Origin of the sequence: Glycomyces artemisiae (assembly GCF_003002955.1) — a bacterium.
Lineage (GTDB): Bacteria > Actinomycetota > Actinomycetes > Mycobacteriales > Micromonosporaceae > Glycomyces > Glycomyces artemisiae.
Map to the genome: position 1 here is coordinate 382,516 of NZ_PVTJ01000002.1, position 16,132 is coordinate 398,647.

The 16,132-nt window shown below is 71.2% G+C and carries 14 protein-coding genes, 1 tRNA gene and 1 pseudogene; 6 read left to right on the forward strand and 10 right to left on the reverse strand.

Features of this window, described 5'->3' with window-relative positions; genetic code table 11:
• Positions 1 to 114 precede the first annotated feature (114 nt).
• Genes B0I28_RS27830 through B0I28_RS06305 form a run of 3 tightly spaced genes read left to right on the forward strand, consistent with a single transcriptional unit; the run spans position 115 to position 3,568 of the window.
• The gene (locus B0I28_RS27830) at positions 115 to 1,908 is read left to right on the forward strand and encodes an L-aspartate oxidase (RefSeq protein WP_245888901.1); all 1,794 of its coding nucleotides are present in this window, start codon (positions 115 to 117) and stop codon (positions 1,906 to 1,908) included.
• A complete protein-coding gene (gene nadC, locus B0I28_RS06300) occupies positions 1,905 to 2,804 on the forward strand; it encodes a carboxylating nicotinate-nucleotide diphosphorylase (protein ID WP_106362944.1) in 900 nt (299 codons plus the stop codon). The genes B0I28_RS27830 and nadC overlap by 4 nt, the downstream gene beginning before the upstream one ends.
• Positions 2,805 to 2,806: 2 nt before the next feature.
• A complete protein-coding gene (locus B0I28_RS06305) occupies positions 2,807 to 3,568 on the forward strand; it encodes a type III pantothenate kinase (protein ID WP_106362945.1) in 762 nt (253 codons plus the stop codon).
• Positions 3,569 to 3,595: 27 nt separating this feature from the next.
• Here B0I28_RS06305 and B0I28_RS06310 read toward each other — a convergent pair whose 3' ends face one another.
• The 7 genes from B0I28_RS06310 to B0I28_RS06345 form a co-directional block, all read right to left on the reverse strand.
• Complete coding sequence (locus B0I28_RS06310; RefSeq protein WP_106362946.1) at positions 3,596 to 4,738, reverse strand: hypothetical protein; 1,143 nt, start codon at positions 4,736 to 4,738, stop codon at positions 3,596 to 3,598.
• Entirely contained in the window at positions 4,735 to 5,067 is a 333-nt protein-coding gene (locus B0I28_RS06315) for a type VII secretion target (protein WP_106362947.1), read from the reverse strand. Before B0I28_RS06315 ends, B0I28_RS06310 begins: the two co-directional genes overlap by 4 nt.
• 5 nt (positions 5,068 to 5,072) lie before the next feature.
• The gene (locus tag B0I28_RS06320; RefSeq protein ID WP_181245660.1) at positions 5,073 to 5,420 is read right to left on the reverse strand and encodes a YbaB/EbfC family nucleoid-associated protein; all 348 of its coding nucleotides are present in this window, start codon (positions 5,418 to 5,420) and stop codon (positions 5,073 to 5,075) included.
• 247 nt (positions 5,421 to 5,667) lie between these two features.
• Positions 5,668 to 6,600, reverse strand: coding sequence for a 4-(cytidine 5'-diphospho)-2-C-methyl-D-erythritol kinase (locus tag B0I28_RS06330; protein ID WP_106362949.1), 933 nt, complete (start codon positions 6,598 to 6,600; stop codon positions 5,668 to 5,670).
• 10 nt (positions 6,601 to 6,610) lie between these two features.
• The gene (rsmA, locus tag B0I28_RS06335) at positions 6,611 to 7,468 is read right to left on the reverse strand and encodes a 16S rRNA (adenine(1518)-N(6)/adenine(1519)-N(6))-dimethyltransferase RsmA (protein WP_106362950.1); all 858 of its coding nucleotides are present in this window, start codon (positions 7,466 to 7,468) and stop codon (positions 6,611 to 6,613) included.
• Positions 7,468 to 9,099 (reverse strand): peptide chain release factor 3, encoded by a 1,632-nt coding sequence (locus B0I28_RS06340; protein WP_106362951.1) that lies wholly within the window; start codon positions 9,097 to 9,099, stop codon positions 7,468 to 7,470. Before B0I28_RS06340 ends, rsmA begins: the two co-directional genes overlap by 1 nt.
• Positions 9,100 to 9,285: 186 nt before the next feature.
• Positions 9,286 to 9,741 (reverse strand): GatB/YqeY domain-containing protein, encoded by a 456-nt coding sequence (locus B0I28_RS06345; protein WP_106362952.1) that lies wholly within the window; start codon positions 9,739 to 9,741, stop codon positions 9,286 to 9,288.
• 25 nt (positions 9,742 to 9,766) lie between these two features.
• On the opposite strand from B0I28_RS06345, the gene B0I28_RS06350 reads away from it, so the two are divergent.
• Together B0I28_RS06350 and B0I28_RS06355 are read left to right on the forward strand one after the other, a co-directional pair.
• On the forward strand, positions 9,767 to 10,663 hold the full coding sequence (locus B0I28_RS06350) for a metallophosphoesterase (protein WP_106362953.1): 897 nt from the start codon (positions 9,767 to 9,769) through the stop codon (positions 10,661 to 10,663).
• A 125-nt stretch (positions 10,664 to 10,788) separates the two neighbouring features.
• Positions 10,789 to 10,865, forward strand: a tRNA-Pro gene (locus B0I28_RS06355).
• A 114-nt stretch (positions 10,866 to 10,979) separates the two neighbouring features.
• On the opposite strand, the gene B0I28_RS06360 is transcribed toward B0I28_RS06355, so the two are convergent.
• The 3 genes from B0I28_RS06360 to B0I28_RS06370 are packed head-to-tail and all read right to left on the reverse strand — an operon-like array spanning position 10,980 to position 15,251.
• Positions 10,980 to 11,651, reverse strand: coding sequence for a response regulator (locus B0I28_RS06360; protein ID WP_106362954.1), 672 nt, complete (start codon positions 11,649 to 11,651; stop codon positions 10,980 to 10,982).
• Positions 11,648 to 12,997 carry a sensor histidine kinase gene (locus B0I28_RS06365; protein WP_106362955.1) on the reverse strand — a complete coding sequence of 450 codons (1,350 nt, stop codon included), beginning with the start codon at positions 12,995 to 12,997 and terminating at the stop codon, positions 11,648 to 11,650. Before B0I28_RS06365 ends, B0I28_RS06360 begins: the two co-directional genes overlap by 4 nt.
• A 19-nt stretch (positions 12,998 to 13,016) precedes the next feature.
• Positions 13,017 to 15,251, reverse strand: coding sequence for an MMPL family transporter (locus tag B0I28_RS06370; protein ID WP_106362956.1), 2,235 nt, complete (start codon positions 15,249 to 15,251; stop codon positions 13,017 to 13,019).
• A gap of 704 nt (positions 15,252 to 15,955) precedes the next feature.
• Between B0I28_RS06370 and B0I28_RS28430 the strand changes: the two are divergent.
• Positions 15,956 to 16,080, forward strand: a pseudogene (locus B0I28_RS28430) (excalibur calcium-binding domain-containing protein); the annotation flags it as partial.
• Positions 16,081 to 16,132 lie beyond the last annotated feature (52 nt).

Consider the following 16,132-nt stretch of genomic DNA (forward strand, 5'->3'; position numbering starts at 1 on the left):
TGGCGCGGAGGCGCCCCGTGAGGGCACAGTTGATCCGAACCGCGCGCCCGTCGGCGCGCACACCGAGCGGGTCCCCGGGCGACCGGGCCGACCCGGCTAGAAGGGCGACGGCACGTGCCACCCGTGTTCACTGGGCCGGAGGCCGGGGCGCTCCCGCACCTGCCCCGCCTGCCGCGGCGGCTGCGCGCCGCCGCGCCGTCATGGACCGAGACGACCGACGTGTGCGTCATCGGCTCCGGCGTCGCCGGGCTCACCTGCGCGCTCAACCTGCGGCAGGCCGGATTCCACGTCACCGTCGTCACCAAGGTCCACATCGACGACGGCTCCACCCGCTGGGCGCAGGGCGGCGTCGCCGCCGTGCTCGACCCGCACGACACCCCCGAGGCGCACGCCCGCGACACCCAGATCGCCGGCGTCGGCCTCTGCGACCCCGCGGCCGTCGACGTCACCGTCACCGAGGGCCCCGAACGCATCGCCGACCTCATCCACCTCGGCACCGAGTTCGACCGCGACCCCGACGGATCACTCCAGCTCACCCGCGAAGGCGGCCACCGCGCCCGAAGGATCGTCCACGCCGGCGGCGACGCCACCGGCGCCGAGATCCAGCGCGCACTCCACGCCGCGGTCCTGCGCGACCCGTGGATCCGCATCATCGAGAACGCCATGGTCCTCGACCTGCTCACCGACGCCCGCGGCCACGCGGCCGGGGTGAGCCTCCACGTCCTCGGCGAGGGCGTCGAGCACGGCGTCGGCGGCGTCGAGGCCCGCGCGGTCGTGCTCGCCACCGGCGGCCTCGGTCAGATCTTCCAGTCGACCACCAACCCCTCCGTGTCCATCGGCGACGGCGTGGCGCTGGCGCTGCGGGCCGGTGCGACCGTGACCGACCTGGAGTTCGTCCAGTTCCACCCGACGTCCCTGTACGTCGCAGGCGTCCAAGGCCTGCGCGGTCGGCCCGGCGCCTCCGGCCCCGGCGGCGGCACCAAGGCCGGAAGCCCCGAACTCGGTCCCGACGGTATCCCCGGGGACCGACACTTCCAGGACGCGCACGCGGTCCGCGTCGACCAGCAGCCGCTCATCTCCGAGGCGCTCCGCGGCGAAGGCGCGTACCTCCGCGACTTCACCGGCGACCGGTTCATGGTCGGCCGCCACGAGCTCGCCGAGCTCGCGCCCCGCGACGTCGTCGCCAAGGCCATCACCAACCGCATGATCGCCGAAGGCAAGCCGCACATGTGGCTCGACGCCCGCCACCTCGGCCGCGACATGCTGGAGCACCGGTTCCCGACGATCACCGCGTCGTGCCGCGCCATCGGCGTCGACCCCGTGAGCGACATGATCCCCGTCGCCCCCGCCGCCCACTACTCCTCCGGCGGCGTGCGCACCGACCTGCACGGGCGCACCAGCGTCCCCGGCCTCTACGCCGCCGGGGAGGCCGCCTGCACCGGCCTGCACGGCGCCAACCGGCTCGCCTCCAACTCGCTGCTCGAAGCGCTCGTGTTCGCGCAGCGCATCGCCGACGACCTCGCCGAGCGCAAGCCGAGCCCCGGCGTCCCCGAGCTCCCCGAGGGCGAGGGCACCGTCTGCTCCACGACCTCCCGCGCGCCCCTCCAGGAGGCGATGACGAAAGGCGCGGGCGTGCTCCGCTCCGAATCGTCACTGGAGGCCACCGCGGCATCGCTCACGGCATTGGGGGACAATGTGTCCGGACGTCCGCGACCGGCCACATGGGAGGCAACCAACCTGCTGACCGTGGCGGCCGCCGTCACTGCCGCGGCACACCGCCGCCGCGAGACCCGAGGCAGCCACTGGCGCGAGGACCACCCCGACGCCGCCGACGCCTGGCTCGGCCACCTGTGCCTGTCCATCAGCTCCGACGGGGAGCTCGAAACCACCTGGGAGCCCATCAGATGAGCAGATTCGCCGAAGTCCCCGGCGGGGCCGGACTGGACGAGCGGCTGCTCGCCTGCCGCCTCGACCCCGAGGACGTGTACGTCGCCGTCCAGGACTACCTGGACGAGGACCTCTCCCACGCGCGCCGCGACGTGACCTCAGAGTCGATCTTCGGCCCCGAGCACACCTCCACCGTGGCCGTCACCGCCCGCGCCGACGGGCTCCTCGCGGGCCTCCCGGTCGCCCACGCGGTCTTCCACGCCATGCCCGGGGACGTCGAGTTCACCTACCTCGCAAAGGAAGGCGCGCGCATCCGCGCCGGGCAGGTCCTCGCCCGCGTCACCGGCCCCACCCGCTCGCTCCTCGCGGCCGAGCGCACCGCCCTGAACCTGCTGTGCCGCATCAGCGGCGTCGCCACCCACACCCGCCGCTTCGCCGACGTCCTCGCCGACTGGCACACCACCGTCCTCGACACCCGCAAGACCACGCCGGGCCTGCGCGCCTTCGAGAAGTACGCGGTCCGCGCCGGAGGCGGCGACAACAAGCGCATGGGCCTGTACGACGTCGCCATGATCAAGGACAACCACAAGGAGGCTGCGGGCTCGATCACCGAGGCGTTCAACGCGGTCCGCTCCGCCGAGCCCGATGTGGACGTCCAGGTCGAGGTCGAGACCATCGAGGAGGCCCTCGAAGCGGTCGCCGCCGGAGCCGTGTTCCTCCTGTGCGACAACATGAGCCCCAAGGAGCTCGCCGAGGTCGTCGAAGCGGTCGGCGAGCGCGCCGAGCTGGAGGCCACCGGCACCATCACCCTCGACAGCGCGGTCGACTACGCCGCCACCGGCGTCGACTACATCTCCGTGGGCGCGCTGACGCACTCTTCGCCCATTCTGGACATCGGCCTGGACTTCGAGGAGTAGCCGTGCTGCTGTGCGTCGACATCGGGAACACGAACACGGTCCTGGCCGTGTTCGACGGCGAGACCCTCAAGCACTCGTGGCGGATCCGCACCGACCCGCACGCCACCGCCGACGAGCTGGGCCTGACGTTCCGGGCCCTCCTCGACGGCGACGGCGTCGACCTCTCGGGGATAGCGCTGTCGTCCACGGTGCCGCAGCAGGGCGCCGAGGTCGCGAAGATGGCGCAGCGGTACTACCCGCACGCGCGCCTCGTCCAGATCGCGCCGGGCGTGAAGACCGGTGTGCGCCTGAGCATCGACAACCCGCGCGAGGCCGGGCCCGACCGCATCGCGAACACATACGCGGCGTTCCACCTCTACGGCGGGCCGTGCATCACCGTCGACTTCGGAACGTCGACGAACATCGACGTGATCTCCGATGCGGGCGACTTCCTCGGCGGCGCGTTCGCTCCGGGCATCGAGATCTCCATCGACGCGCTCGCCTCGCGGGCCGCGAACCTGCTGAAGATCCCGCTCGTGAAGCCGCGCAGCGTCATCGGCAAGAACACCGTGGAGTGCCTCCAGTCCGGCATGGTCTACGGCACTGCGGCGCAAGTGGACGGCCTGGTCCGCCGCATCACCGCCGAGCTGGGCGGCGAGGTCAGGGCGGTCGTCGCCACCGGCGGCCTCGCGCCCGTGGTCATCGAGCAGTGCGAGACCATCACCCACTACGAGCCGAACCTGACCCTGCACGGGCTCAGGATGATCTGGGACCGCAACGCCTGACCGCCAAGGGCGCTGCGGTCCCGGGCGTCACTGCTGCTGCTGGCTCTCCGGCGGCGCGGGGTCCTGGGTCGCCGCGGGGGCGCCCTTCATGCCGCCCTTCGCGCCGGTCATCGGGTAGCCGCCGATGATCTTCGCGATGCTCTTGCCTTCGGTGATCTCGTGCCCCTTGAAGGTCATCTGCGGGATGACCTTGCTGTCGTAGATCGGCTTGAGGCCGCCGGTGCCGGGGATGTTGCCCGAGCCCCACGGGCTGCGCAGCGTCTTGTAGATCTCGGCGCCGTTGTCGCCCTGCGTCCCCGTCATCTTGCCGAAGCCCTTGGTGTTCTTGCCGGCCGCGATCGCGGCCTCCTGCTGGTCGAGGGCCTTGCGGTTGTAGGCGATGTTCTTGTAGCCGGTCTTGACGTACCCCTTCATGCCGAGGTTCGACACGGCCTTGCCCGCGTCGTCGAGCGACCCGGCGACCTTCGGGAAGCGGCCCGCGAGCTTCGACATCGCGTTGCCGAGCTTCGCGAGGTGCGTCATGATCTTCGCGATCTGGACGAGCGCGTCGGCGATGACGCCGGAGATCATGGCCGCGAACGACCCGCCGAAGGTGAACCACGAGGCCGCCAGCGCCGCGAGTGCGTACATGACGGCGCGGGCCACGAACTCGCAGATGACCTCCAGGATGATCGCGCGGGTGACCGCGGTCCAGATCCCCATGACCTCCATGTACTTCGCGATGCTCCCGGAGGCCGAGCCCGCGGCGCGGATCGCGGCCTCGAAGTCGGCGAGGCGGTCGCGGTAGGCGTCGGCGGCGTCGCCGGTCCAGTCGGCGACGGTGCCCGCGTCGCCGACGAGGTCGGTGGCGGCCTGGTCGAGGGCGGCCTCGATGTTCTTCCAGGTGTCCTTGGTGGCGTTGATGGACGTGGGGTCGCCCGCGAGGATCTCCAGGAAGTCGCGCAGCGGCCCGACGTGCTCGATGAGGAACCCGACGCCCGCTTTCGCGAACCCCATGAGCGGGTTGAGGACCATGCCGATGATGTCGAGGGCCATCACGGTGCCGTTGAGGCCCTTTTCGAGGTCGGTCTCGGAGTTCGCGAGGAGCTGGGCGCTGTGGAGGGCCTTCGCGCCGGTGAAGGTCCCGGCGCCGGGGACGGACTTGTCGGGGTTGACGATGAGGTCGTTCATGGCTGCTCCGTCTCGCTGGTGAACTCGTTGAACGTCTGGGCGACCGCGTCGTCGTTGTCGTGGTACGCCTGGCCGGTCTCCTTGATCTGCGCGGCGAGTTCCTCGGTGCCGTCGACGGCGAGGCCGAGGGCTTCGACGGCCTTGTTCTTGAGGTCGGCGGCGCCGCCCGCGAACGGCAGGTTGACGATGCCGAAGTCGAGGAGGTCGCCGTAGCCCTTCTGCTGCGCGGCGTCGGCGGCCTGCGCCACCCGGTCGACCACTTTGGACTTGATGCCTGCGGCGTGGTTCTCGAACGCCTCGGCCGACGGGATCTGATTGCTGTTCTGCACGGCGGCTACACCTCGGGGCGGTTCGCTCTGACCTGGCTGACGATCTCGCTGTCCTCGCCGAAGACATCGGCGAGAGCCCGGGTGGAGTTGTCCCCGGCCTGGATCGCGGCCTGGTCGTAGACCTCTTTGATCATGGCGGCGAGGGTCCGGGGGGTGAGGGTGGAGGCTTGGCTGCTGAGGTGGATCTCCTGGAGGGCGCCGCCCGCGCCGACCTTGATGCGCACTTCGCCGTTCTCGGACTTGGCGGTGGCGGTGGCGGCCTCAAGGGCCTCGTCGAGGCTGGACGCCTTCTGCGCCATGGCGGTTATGCGGGCCTCGAAATCCCGCAGGAATCCTTCTGGGTCTTCGAACACGGAGGGCATGTTCCCCGCACCTTTCTCGAAGCAGGCTGGTGACGGCGTGAACGTAGCGGCCGCGGGTTACGGGCCGGTGCGCTTCGCGGGGCTTCGGGCGGGCGAGGGCGGGGCGCGGTCGGGGTTGGCCTGGAACGCTTCTGCAAGATTTCTTTATGGAAATGCAATCTCCGCTGACGCGCGTGCGGGGCCGCCCCGATTTCGGGGCGGCCCCGCACGCGCGGAACGGGTCTCGGGCGGCCGTGTTTCAGGCGGCGGGGCCGGGGACGGGGCCGTGGGCGAGGTGGACGCTTCTGGCGCCGCCGCGCATCCGGATGCGCCGGGCGAGGGCCACGGCGTGCTTGACGTCGTTGGCGAGGAACAGGATCGTCGGCCCCGAGCCGGAGACGTGCGCGGTGAGGGCGCCCTCTTCGAGGCCGCCGTGCATGAGCGAGGCGAGCTGCGGGCGCAAGCTCACGGCCGCGGCCTCCATGTCGTTGACGAGGAGGCGCGCGAGCGAGTCGGCGTCGGCGCCGGACTCGAAGGCCCGCACGATCTGGTCCACATCGGAGGAGTAGCGGCCGATGCCGTCCTCGCGGAGCCGGTCGACCTCCTTGTAGCACTCGGGGGTCGAGATCTGCGTGTCCGTGGTCGCCACGACCCAGTGCCAGGTCCCCTTGGCGTCCACCGGGGTCAGCTCCTCGCCGCGGCCGGTGCCGATCGCGGTGCCGCCCTTGAGGCAGAACGGCACGTCGGAGCCGAGCCCCGCGGCGAGCCGGTGCAGCTCGGCGTCCCCGATCTCCACGTCCCACAGCCGCGAGCAGGCGATGAGCGCGCCGGCCGCGTCCGCGGAGCCCCCCGCGAGGCCCCCGGCGACGGGGATGCGCTTGTTCAAGTGCAGCTTGACGTCAGGTTCGATCCCGGCGTACAGGGCGACGAGCTTCGCGGCCTTGTGCGCGAGGTTCGCCTCGCCGGTGGGCAGCTCCCCGGCGCCCTCCCCGGAGATGGTGACCTCGATGCCCGGCTCGCCGCGCCGCTCCGCGGTCACGGTGTCGTGCAGCGAGATCGCCTGGTACACCGTGGACAGTGCATGGTAGCCGTCGGCGCGGGCGTCCCCGACGCCCAAGTGCGGGTTGATCTTGGCGGGGACGTCGACGGAAACGCCGACCGGCGGTGCGGCCGGCGCGGTCTGTCCGGTCATTCAGGCCTCCTCAGGTCCGACTGGTCCCGCCCAGCGCCTCCTTGGCGTCGGCGAGGGCGATGAACTCCGCTATGTCCAACGATTCACCCCGCCTGGTGGGTTCGATCCCGGACCGCTCCAGCACCGCGTCCACGTCCTCGCCCGCCCACGCCTTCAGGGACTGGCGCAGCATCTTGCGCCGCTGCCCGAACGCGGCGTCGACCGCGCCGAACACCTCGACGCGGTTCGCGTCGGGGCTCTGGATGCGCTCGAACGCGACGAGCGCGCTCGCGACGTTCGGCACCGGCCAGAACACGTTCGCCGACACCGACCCGGCCCGCTTCGCCTTGGCGTACCAGGCCATCTTCACGCTCGGCGAGCCGTAGATCTTCGACCCGGGCTGCGCGGTGAGCCGGTCGCCGACCTCCGCCTGGACCATGACGAGGCCCTTGCGCAGCGTCGGGAACGTCTCCAGCGCGTGCAGCACCACCGGCACCGCGACGTTGTACGGCAGGTTCGCGACCAGCGCCGTCGGCGGCTCCGGCAGCTGCTCGGGCGCGACGCGGGCGGCGTCGGTCTCGACGACCGCGAGCCGCTCGTGCTCCTCGGGCGCCCGGTGCGCCACCGTCGTGGGCAGCGCGAGCGCGAGCTTCGGGTCGATCTCGACGGCGATCACCTTGCGGGCGATCTCGATGAGCGCCAAGGTGAGCGAGCCGAGGCCGGGGCCGACCTCCATGACGACGTCATCGGCGTCGAGCTTCGCGGCGGCGGCGATGCGCCGCACCGTGTTCGCGTCGACGACGAAGTTCTGGCCCCACTTCTTGGTGGGGGTGATGTTCAGGCCGCGCGAGAGCGTGCGGATGTCGCCCGAGGTCAGCAGGCGCGCCATCAGCCCTGGCCCCCGGCCAGGAGCGGCTCCAGGACGATCCCCGGGTAGTCGTTCTGGATGGTCTGGATGCGGTACTTGTTCGGCAGCGCCACCAGGAACGCGCCGTCGCGGGGCCGCGAGAACACCTCGACGCCCGGTGCGGTGCGCAGCCGCGCCGCGCCTTCGGCGTCGGTGAGCCGCGCGAGCTGGTACGGCAGGTTGCTGATCGTGGCGGGGACGTCGAACTCGGCCTGGAGCCGCGCCGTGGTCACCTCGAACTGGAGGGGCCCGACGGCGGCGAGCACGGGCGTGGCCTCGCCGCGCCGCTCGGAGTACAGGACCTGCACGACCCCTTCGGCGTCGAGCTGCGCGATGCCGCGCCGGAACCGCTTGGCCTTCGACGTGTCGTGCATCTGGAGCGCCCCGAAGTGCTCGGGCGCGAACGCCGGCAGCGGCGGGTACTCGACGGCCTTCCCCTGGTAGATCGTGTCGCCCACCGACAGGCCGGTGGCGTTGACGAGGCCCACGATGTCGCCGGGCCACGCCTCGTCGACGGTGTCGCGCGCCGACCCGAACAGGGTCTGCGCGTACTTCGTGGACATGGTGCGCCCGCCCTGGGCCTGCGTCACCTGCATGCCGCGCTCGAACCGGCCCGAGCAGACGCGGATGAACGCGAGCTGGTCGCGGTGCGAGGCGTTCATGTTCGCCTGCGACTTGAACACGAACCCGGAGAACCCGGTCTCCAGCTCCCGCGGCTCGCCCTTCGCGTCGTCGCGCGCGAACGGCGACGGCGCGATGTCCACGAGCAGGTCGAGCAGCTGCCCGACGCCGAAGTGGACGAGCGCGGCGCCGAACAGCGTCGGCGTGGTCTGCCCGGCCTCGAACGTCTTCTGGTCGAAGTCCGCCTCGACCTCGCTCAGCAGCTCCGACTCCTCTTGCGCGCGTTCGTAGTCGGCTCCGAACATCGCGGCCGCCTCGGCGGCGCCGAGCTGCTCGGCGATCGCCGACCGCTCCCCGCCGGGGGAACGCTCGTAGCGGACCATGCCGGGAACCTGGGGTCCGGCCTCGCGGCGGCCGTCGCGCCATTCGCCGAACCCGATCCGCTCGATGACGCCGCGGAACTCGCCGCCGACGCCGACGGGCCAGGTCACGGGCGTGGGCTTGATGCCGATGCGCGTCTCGATCTCCTCGATGAGTTCGAGGGCGTCCTTCGCGGGCCGGTCCCACTTGTTGATGAACGTGATCACGGGGATGCGCCGCGCCCGGCACACCTCGAACAGCTTCAGCGTCTGCGGTTCGAGGCCCTTCGCGGCGTCGAGGAGCATCACCGCGGCGTCGACGGCGGTGAGGACCCGGTAGGTGTCCTCGGAGAAGTCGGCGTGGCCGGGGGTGTCGAGGAGGTTGACGACGCAGCCGCGGTACTCGAACTGGAGGGCCGCCGACGTGATCGAGATGCCGCGGTCCTGCTCCATCGACATCCAGTCGGACACCACGCCCTTGCGGTCGCCCTTGCCGTGGACGGCGCCCGCGGTCGAGATGGCGCGGCCGTGCAGCGCCAGGGCCTCGGTGATCGTCGACTTGCCGGCGTCGGGGTGGGAGATCACCGCGAACGTGCGGCGGCGCGCGGCCTCCGCCGAGATGTGGCTGGACATGGATTCCTCAAGCTTCTGAATTGCGTGCGGGCCCGACCCTCAACGATAGCCGTGGTGAACGACACGGCCGCGCAGCCCGCTGCGGGGCGGTTTCCTGTCGGACCCCCGCGCAAACCTGGACGCTACGTTCCCCTTCCGGGTGGGTGGGGGTTTGGGACGGCCTACTGCCTTCAGCTTTTCACGCGACTAACCGGCGAGCTCGGCCTTGACGATCCCGGCGACGACCTTCCCGTCGGCGCGGCCCGCGGTCTTCGGGCCGATCGCCTTCATGACCTTGCCCATGTCCTTCGGCCCGGAGAACCCGCCCTCGGCGATCGCAGCCCGCACCAGTTCAGTGACTTCTGCCTCAGTGAGCTCCGTCGGCAGGTACCGCTTGATGACGGCCTCCTCCGCGAGCTCGTTCTCCGCGGACTCCTCGCGGCCCCCGGCGCGGAACGCCTCGGCCGCCTCACGCCGCTGCTTCGCCTGCTTGACCAGGACTTTCACGATCTCGGCGTCGTCGAGTTCGCGCTTGCTCTTCCCGGCGACCTCTTCGTTCCGAATTGCCGTGATGATCATGCGGAGCGTGCCCAGTGTCACCTTGTCCTTGGCCTTGAGGGCGGCTCGCATATCCGTTTCCAGCTGGGTCTTTAGCTCGCTCATAACTCGACAATCTACCGTTGGGGGTATGAAGATCAGCCGTGGACTTGCCGCAGCAGCCGGGATCGGGGTCGGCGCGGGGGCGCTGGCGCTCGCCTACGCGTCCCTATACGAACGCGTCCAGTACACGCTCAGGCACTTCGCGGTGCCCGCGCTTCCCGAAGGTGCCGAGCCTATCCGGGTCCTGCACATCTCCGACCTCCACATGACGCCCGGGCAGGTCCGCAAGGCCCACTGGGTCGCGTCCCTGTCCGCGCTCGACCCGGACCTGGTGCTCCTCACCGGCGACAACCTCGCCCACCCGGACGCGGTCGACCTGGTCGCCAAGACCCTCCGGCCGCTGTTCAAGGCGCCGGGCGCGTTCGTGTTCGGCTCGAACGACTACTACGCGCCGGTGTTCAAGAACCCGCTCCAGTACTTCAACAGGAACCACGAGCACCGGTACGGCGAGCCGCTGCCCACCGAGGAGCTGCGGAAGGTCCTCGTCGACGGCGGGTGGCTCGACCTCAACAACGCCGCCGCCGACAAGGTCGTCTCCGGCATGAACGTCCACTTCGCGGGCGTCGACGACCCGCACTTCGACCTCGACGACTACGAGCTCGTCGCCGGGCCCGTCCCCTCCAGCGCCGACCTCTCGATCGGCCTCACGCACTCGCCCGAGCCGCGCGTCCTCGACTCCTTCGAGTCCGACGGCTACGACTTCGTGGCCGCCGGCCACACCCACGGCGGGCAGGTCTGCGTACCCGGCTACGGGGCGCTCGTCACCAACTGCGGCATCGACCGCGAGCGCGTCAAGGGCCTCCACCCGTGGGAGGACATGTGGCTGCACGTGTCGGCGGGCCTGGGCACCAGCCCGTACGCGCCCGTGCGGTTCGCGTGCGCCCCGGAGGCGAGCCTCCTGACGTTCGTCCCGAAGGTCTTCTAGTCGCGGCGCCGGGGCCCGGATGTGACCGGGCCCCGCGCCCCCGACCCCGTTCGACGGGCCTGCCCGGGTTCGGGTAGCATTTCCCAACGACGCATCCGCCCAGCGTGTGCGCGAAAACAGAACATCGGGTTGTGGCGCAGCTTGGTAGCGCACCTCGTTCGGGACGAGGGGGTCGCAGGTTCAAATCCTGTCAACCCGACCACAGCAAGTCCGGCTCAGGCCCCGTCTTCGACGGGGCCTGACTGGTTTCTCGCTCGACACTCCAGGCCAAGGGCGAAGCCCTCGGCCTGGAGCATCTCCTGTTTTCCGAACAAGGTCAGGGTTTCGGCTTCACCAGGCCCGCGTCGTAGGCGGCGATGACGGCCTGGACGCGGTCGCGGGCGCCGAGCTTCGCGAGGACCTTGCCGACGTGCTTCTTCACCGTCGACTCGGTGAGCACGAGCCGCTCGGTGATCTCCGTGTTCGACAGGCCCTGGCCGATGAGGACGAGCACTTCGAGCTCGCGGTCGCTCAGGTCCCGCAGGCGCGGGTCGGCCGCGGCGGGGGAGTCGGCTGGCGGCGAGAGCACTTGGTGCGCATAGGCGTCGAGGAGGCGCCTGGTGAGCCTCGGGGCGACGACGGCGTCGCCGGAGGCGACGGCGCGGATGCCCGACACGAGCTCGTCGGGGCGGGCGTCCTTGAGGAGGAACCCGCTCGCGCCCGCGCGCAGGCCGTCGTGGGCGTACTCGTCGAGGTCGAACGTGGTGAGGATGATGACCCTGGTGCGGCCGCCGGAGGCGACGATGCGGCGGGTCGCTTCGAGGCCGTCCATGCCGGGCATGCGCACGTCCATGAGCGCCACGTCGGGCCGCAGGTGCGCGGCCATGCGCACGGCCTCGACGCCGTTCGCGGCCTCGCCGACCAGCTCCAGCCCCTCGGTGCCCTGCATGAGCATCGACAGGCCGAGGCGCTGCATCGGCTGGTCGTCGGCGACGAGCACGGTGATCACGAGGTCTCCTCCTCCGGTTCGGGCACGGTGCTGGCGGCCGTCTGCTCCAGCTCCACGTCGACGAGCCAGCCGGTGCCGCTGCCGTTGGGGCCGATGATGACCGTGCCGCCGTAGAGGGCGGCCCGCTCGCGGATGCCGATGAGGCCCCGCCCCGGTTCGCTGCGCCCGGCCGGCGGTCGCGCAGCCCCGCCCCCGGAGTCCATCACTCTGATGTGGACCCGGCTGTGGTCGACCGACAGCGTCACGGCGGCGGCCGCCGGGCCGCCCGCGTGCTTGATCGTGTTCGTCAAGGCCTCCTGGATGATCCGGTAGACCGTGAGCTGGACGCCGGACCCGAGCAGGTCGAGGCGCCCCGACGTGCGGCAGTTGACGATCAGGCCCGCTGCGCGCACGCGGTCGAACAGCGCGTCGAGGTCGGCAACTCCCGGCTGCGGACTCAGCCGGCGCTCGTCGCGGTCTTCGGCGTGCAGGACGCCGAGGACGCGCCGCAGCTCGTCCATCGCCTCGCGGCCGGTCTCGCCGAGCATCCGCAGCGTCCCCGCCGCCTCCTCGCCGCGCTTGTCGGCGAGGGTCGCCGCCCCGTCCGCCAGGGTGACCATCACGGACAGGTTGTGGCCGAGGATGTCGTGCATCTCCCGGGCGATGCGCGAGCGCTCGGCCGCGGCGATGAGCCGCTCGCGCTGGTCGCGTTCGATTTCGAGCCGCCTCGCGCGATCCTCCAGCGCCGCGGTGTACATGCGGCGGATGCGCACCGCCAGGCCGATCGCGCCCGCGGCGGTCACCGCGGGGAGGATGAAGAACAGGCTCAGCAGCGGCCGGTCGATGTCCTCGAACACCAGCACCATGAGCAGCAGCTCCACGGTGATGACGACGCCCGCCCACGTGAACAGCCGCAGCGAGCCGCGCGAGGCGAGCGAATAGAGCGCGAAGAGGACGCAGAGGGCGAACAGGACGCTGACGCGCGGCGGCAGCCACAGGCCGATCGCCGACTGCGCGACGACGATCGTCGAGACGATGAAGAACACCAGCGCGGGACGGCGCCGCCGCCACCACAGGGCCGCCGCCATCGCGGCCGACAGCACGTACGGCATGACCGCCGGGACGGTGTCGCCCGCGTCGGAGCCCGGCACCGAGCCGCCCTCGCCGAACAGCAGCTCCGCCAGGGCGGCCAGGGCCACGAACGCCACCACGGCCGCGTCCAGCACCCGCGGGTGCCGCTCGTCGAACCCGCGCATCCGCCGCCGCAGCCGCATGACGCGGTCCAGCGGCGGATGCGCCGGCAGCGGGTCGTCCCCGGGGAGCGGCGCCGCCCGCTCCCCGGGACCGGCCGCGGGCGCTGAACTCATGGCCCTCATTGTCCGCGATTCACTTCGCCGCGTCGATGAGCTTCGCGTTCTCCTCCGCGCCGTCCTCGGCGAGGCGCTGGTGGAGCCGCTCGCCCTCGACGTCGACGTTCGGGAGGACCCGGTCCAGCCCCTTCGGCATCCACCACGAGCCGCGGCCGATGAGGGCCATGACCGCGGGGATGACCGCCATCCGGACGACGACCGCGTCGAACACCACGGCCATGGTCAGGCCGAAGCCCATCGAGGCGATGAACGACTGCTCGGCGAGGATGAACGCGGCGAACACGCTCATCATGATGAGCGCGGCGGCGACCACCACGCGCGAGGAGTGCCCGTAGCCGTCCACGATCGCCTCCTTCGGGTCCGTGCCGTTCACATACGCCTCGCGCACGCGCGTCACCAGGAAGATCTGGTAGTCCATGGCGAGGCCGAACACGAGGCCGATCATGAGGATCGGCATCATCGACATGATCGGGCCGGGTTCCTCGACGCCGAACAGCCCTGCGCCCCAGCCCCACTGGAAGACCGCGACGAGCGCGCCGAGCGCCGCGCACACGCTGAGCACGAACCCGAGGGTCGCCATGAGCGGCACCAGGATCGAGCGGAACACCAGCATGAGGATGAGCGCCGCGAGGACGACCACGAGCGCCAGGTACGGGACGAGCGCGTCGCTGAGCGTGTCGGAGATGTCGATGCTCATCGCGGTCTGGCCGGTGACCGACCAGGCCGCGTCCGGGTCCCCGGCGAGCGCGTCGCGGATGGCGTGGACGAGGTCGGTGGTCGCGGCGTCGGAGGGCCCGGTCTCGGGGATCACCGAGATCAGGACCGTGTCGCCCGCCTCGTTGGGGACGGACCGGCCGATGGACGCGACCCCGTCGACGCCGCCGAGCTCCTCGGTGACGGCCTTGACGGCCGCGGCCGGGTCGGTGCCGTCGCCGAGGTCGCCGACGACGAGGAGCTGCCCGTTGTAGCCCTCGCCGAAGCCCTCGGCGATGAGCGCGGAGGCGCGGCCCGCGGAGGTCTCCGCGGACGGCCCGGTCGTCAGGCTCAGTTCGAGGTCGGCGGCCGGAATCGAGATGAGGCCGAGGCCCGCGATCCCGATGAGGCCCACGAGGACGGGGCGGCGGGTGACGAACCCGGCCCAGCGCCTCCCGCCGTTCGGCTTCGTCTCCTTGAAGCCCGCGGCGATGCGGCGGCGCTGGCGGCGCGAGAACACCTTCGCGCCGAGCAGGCCGCCGAGGGCCGGCAGCATCGTCACGGCGATGACCACCGCGAGCGAGACGGCGACGGCCGCGGCGGCGGCCATCTGCGTCAGGAACGGGATGTCCACGACCGCGAGGCCGAGCAGCGCGATGACCACGGTCAGGCCCGCGAAGACCACCGCGGACCCGGCGGTGCCGACGGCGCGGCCCATCGCCTCGGCGCGGGCGTCGGGGTCGTCGACGCGGCCGTCCTGGGCGAGCTCGCTCCGGTAGCGCGAGAGGATGAACAGCGCGTAGTCGATGCCTACCGCGAGGCCGATCATGATCGCCAGGATGCTCGTGGAGTCGTTGACCTCCAGGAACGCGGTCGAGGCCGTGATCCCGAACGTGGTCACCGCGATCCCGATGAGCGCGGTGAGGATCGGCAGCCCGGCGCTCAGGAACGCCCCGAACGTCAGGACCAGGACCACCAGCGCGACGCCGATGCCGATCGCCTCGGTCGCGGGCGGCCCGCCGGACTCTTCGAGCACGTCGCCGCCGACCTCCACCTGGAGGCCCTGCCCCTCGACGTCGTCGATCGCGTCTTCGAGGTAGTCGATCGTCGCCTGGTCGAGGTCCTTCTGCGGGGCCGTGTACGACACCTGGAGGACCCCGATGGTCTGGTCCTCGGCCGACAGCATGCCGACCGGTTCCCCGTTCGGACCGGTAGCGAACGGGCTGGCGACCATCGCGACCTGCGGCGACTCCTCCATGACCGCGGCCAGGCCGTCGACCACGGCGGCGTGGTCCGCGTCGGTGAGCGGCCGCCCGTCCTCGGAGGCGAAGACGATCTTGGCGGAGGCGCCGTCGGCGCTCATCTGCGGGAAGCGCTCTGCGAGCAGGTCGAACGCCTCCTGGGACTCGGTGCCCGGGAGGACGAACTCGGCTTCGGTCTCTTCTTGAAAGGCGACGGCGGCCGCGCCGACGCCCGCGGCGATCAGGACCCACACGGCGATGACGAGCCATCGCAGCCGCAGGGACCCCCTGCCGAGCCGGTAGAGGAAGGTGGCCATGGACGGGTTGCTCCAATCGGAAGACGGTGCCGCACCCCTTCCGCGGCATCCGCGACCGAACCTACGAGCGCCCGGGCCCGATCCACTGGGCCCGCAGTGGAGTCTTCCCGCCCCCAGTGGGCCCCAGGTACCAGTCCCCGCCCGGGCCCCGCTCACACGAACGAGGGAGTCCTTACGGTTGGTAGTCGCTCAACCGCTCAGCGGATTCTGTCGGAGCATCAACGGGCATAGCCTCTTCCTACCCCGGCAACCCTCCGATCCCCTGGGAGGCAACATGTCCTACATCCCTCCACCCCCGCCCCAATCCCCGACGCCGGGCGCCGCTCCGACCGGTCTCTGAGGGCCTGGTTCTCGGATGAGTCCGGGGCGAGGGCGCGGGATCGAGCGCGGTGTATCGCGGGCGGCCGACCTCGTCAGGTCGGCCGCCCGCGTGCCCCGCGGAGCTGAGCTATCGGCGGGGACCCGGCGCGGGTGGCTTCCCGCGCTCGGGCCTCGGTATGGCGACGTTCGCGAATCCCCTCTGTCGCCGCCATCCCGCCGATAGCGGATGACGTTTTTGCCATCTACTACAACAGGTACGGCATCGAACTGTCGAACACGAAGAACCTACTTGTGGATAACTCGACGAAACCGCAGGTAGAAGTGGGTCGGCGAATCGGGCGGATCCAGGCGACCCCGGCGAGGGCAGCGATGACGGCGACGACTCCGGTTCCGTCTACTACGAGAACTGCGACGCCGTCCGCGCCGCGGGCGCCGATCCCATCCACCGCGGCGACCCGGCTACGCGTCGCATCTCGACCGGGACGGGGACGGCGTCGGCTGCGAGTGAGGTCGGGGCGGGGTAGAGGAAACTTCACCCCGAAGTCGGGCGCCTGCGGCAA

Coding starts and splice junctions, on each gene's coding strand:
- B0I28_RS06370 (WP_106362956.1), bottom strand. CDS start 15,251: ATGGCCACCTTCCTCTACCGGCTCGGCAGGGGGTCCCTGCGGCTGCGA.
- B0I28_RS06330 (WP_106362949.1), bottom strand. CDS start 6,600: ATGACCGGACAGACCGCGCCGGCCGCACCGCCGGTCGGCGTTTCCGTC.
- rsmA (WP_106362950.1), bottom strand. CDS start 7,468: ATGGCGCGCCTGCTGACCTCGGGCGACATCCGCACGCTCTCGCGCGGC.
- B0I28_RS06345 (WP_106362952.1), bottom strand. CDS start 9,741: ATGAGCGAGCTAAAGACCCAGCTGGAAACGGATATGCGAGCCGCCCTC.
- B0I28_RS06340 (WP_106362951.1), bottom strand. CDS start 9,099: ATGTCCAGCCACATCTCGGCGGAGGCCGCGCGCCGCCGCACGTTCGCG.
- nadC (WP_106362944.1), top strand. CDS start 1,905: ATGAGCAGATTCGCCGAAGTCCCCGGCGGGGCCGGACTGGACGAGCGG.
- B0I28_RS06365 (WP_106362955.1), bottom strand. CDS start 12,997: ATGAGTTCAGCGCCCGCGGCCGGTCCCGGGGAGCGGGCGGCGCCGCTC.
- B0I28_RS06310 (WP_106362946.1), bottom strand. CDS start 4,738: ATGAACGACCTCATCGTCAACCCCGACAAGTCCGTCCCCGGCGCCGGG.
- B0I28_RS06350 (WP_106362953.1), top strand. CDS start 9,767: ATGAAGATCAGCCGTGGACTTGCCGCAGCAGCCGGGATCGGGGTCGGC.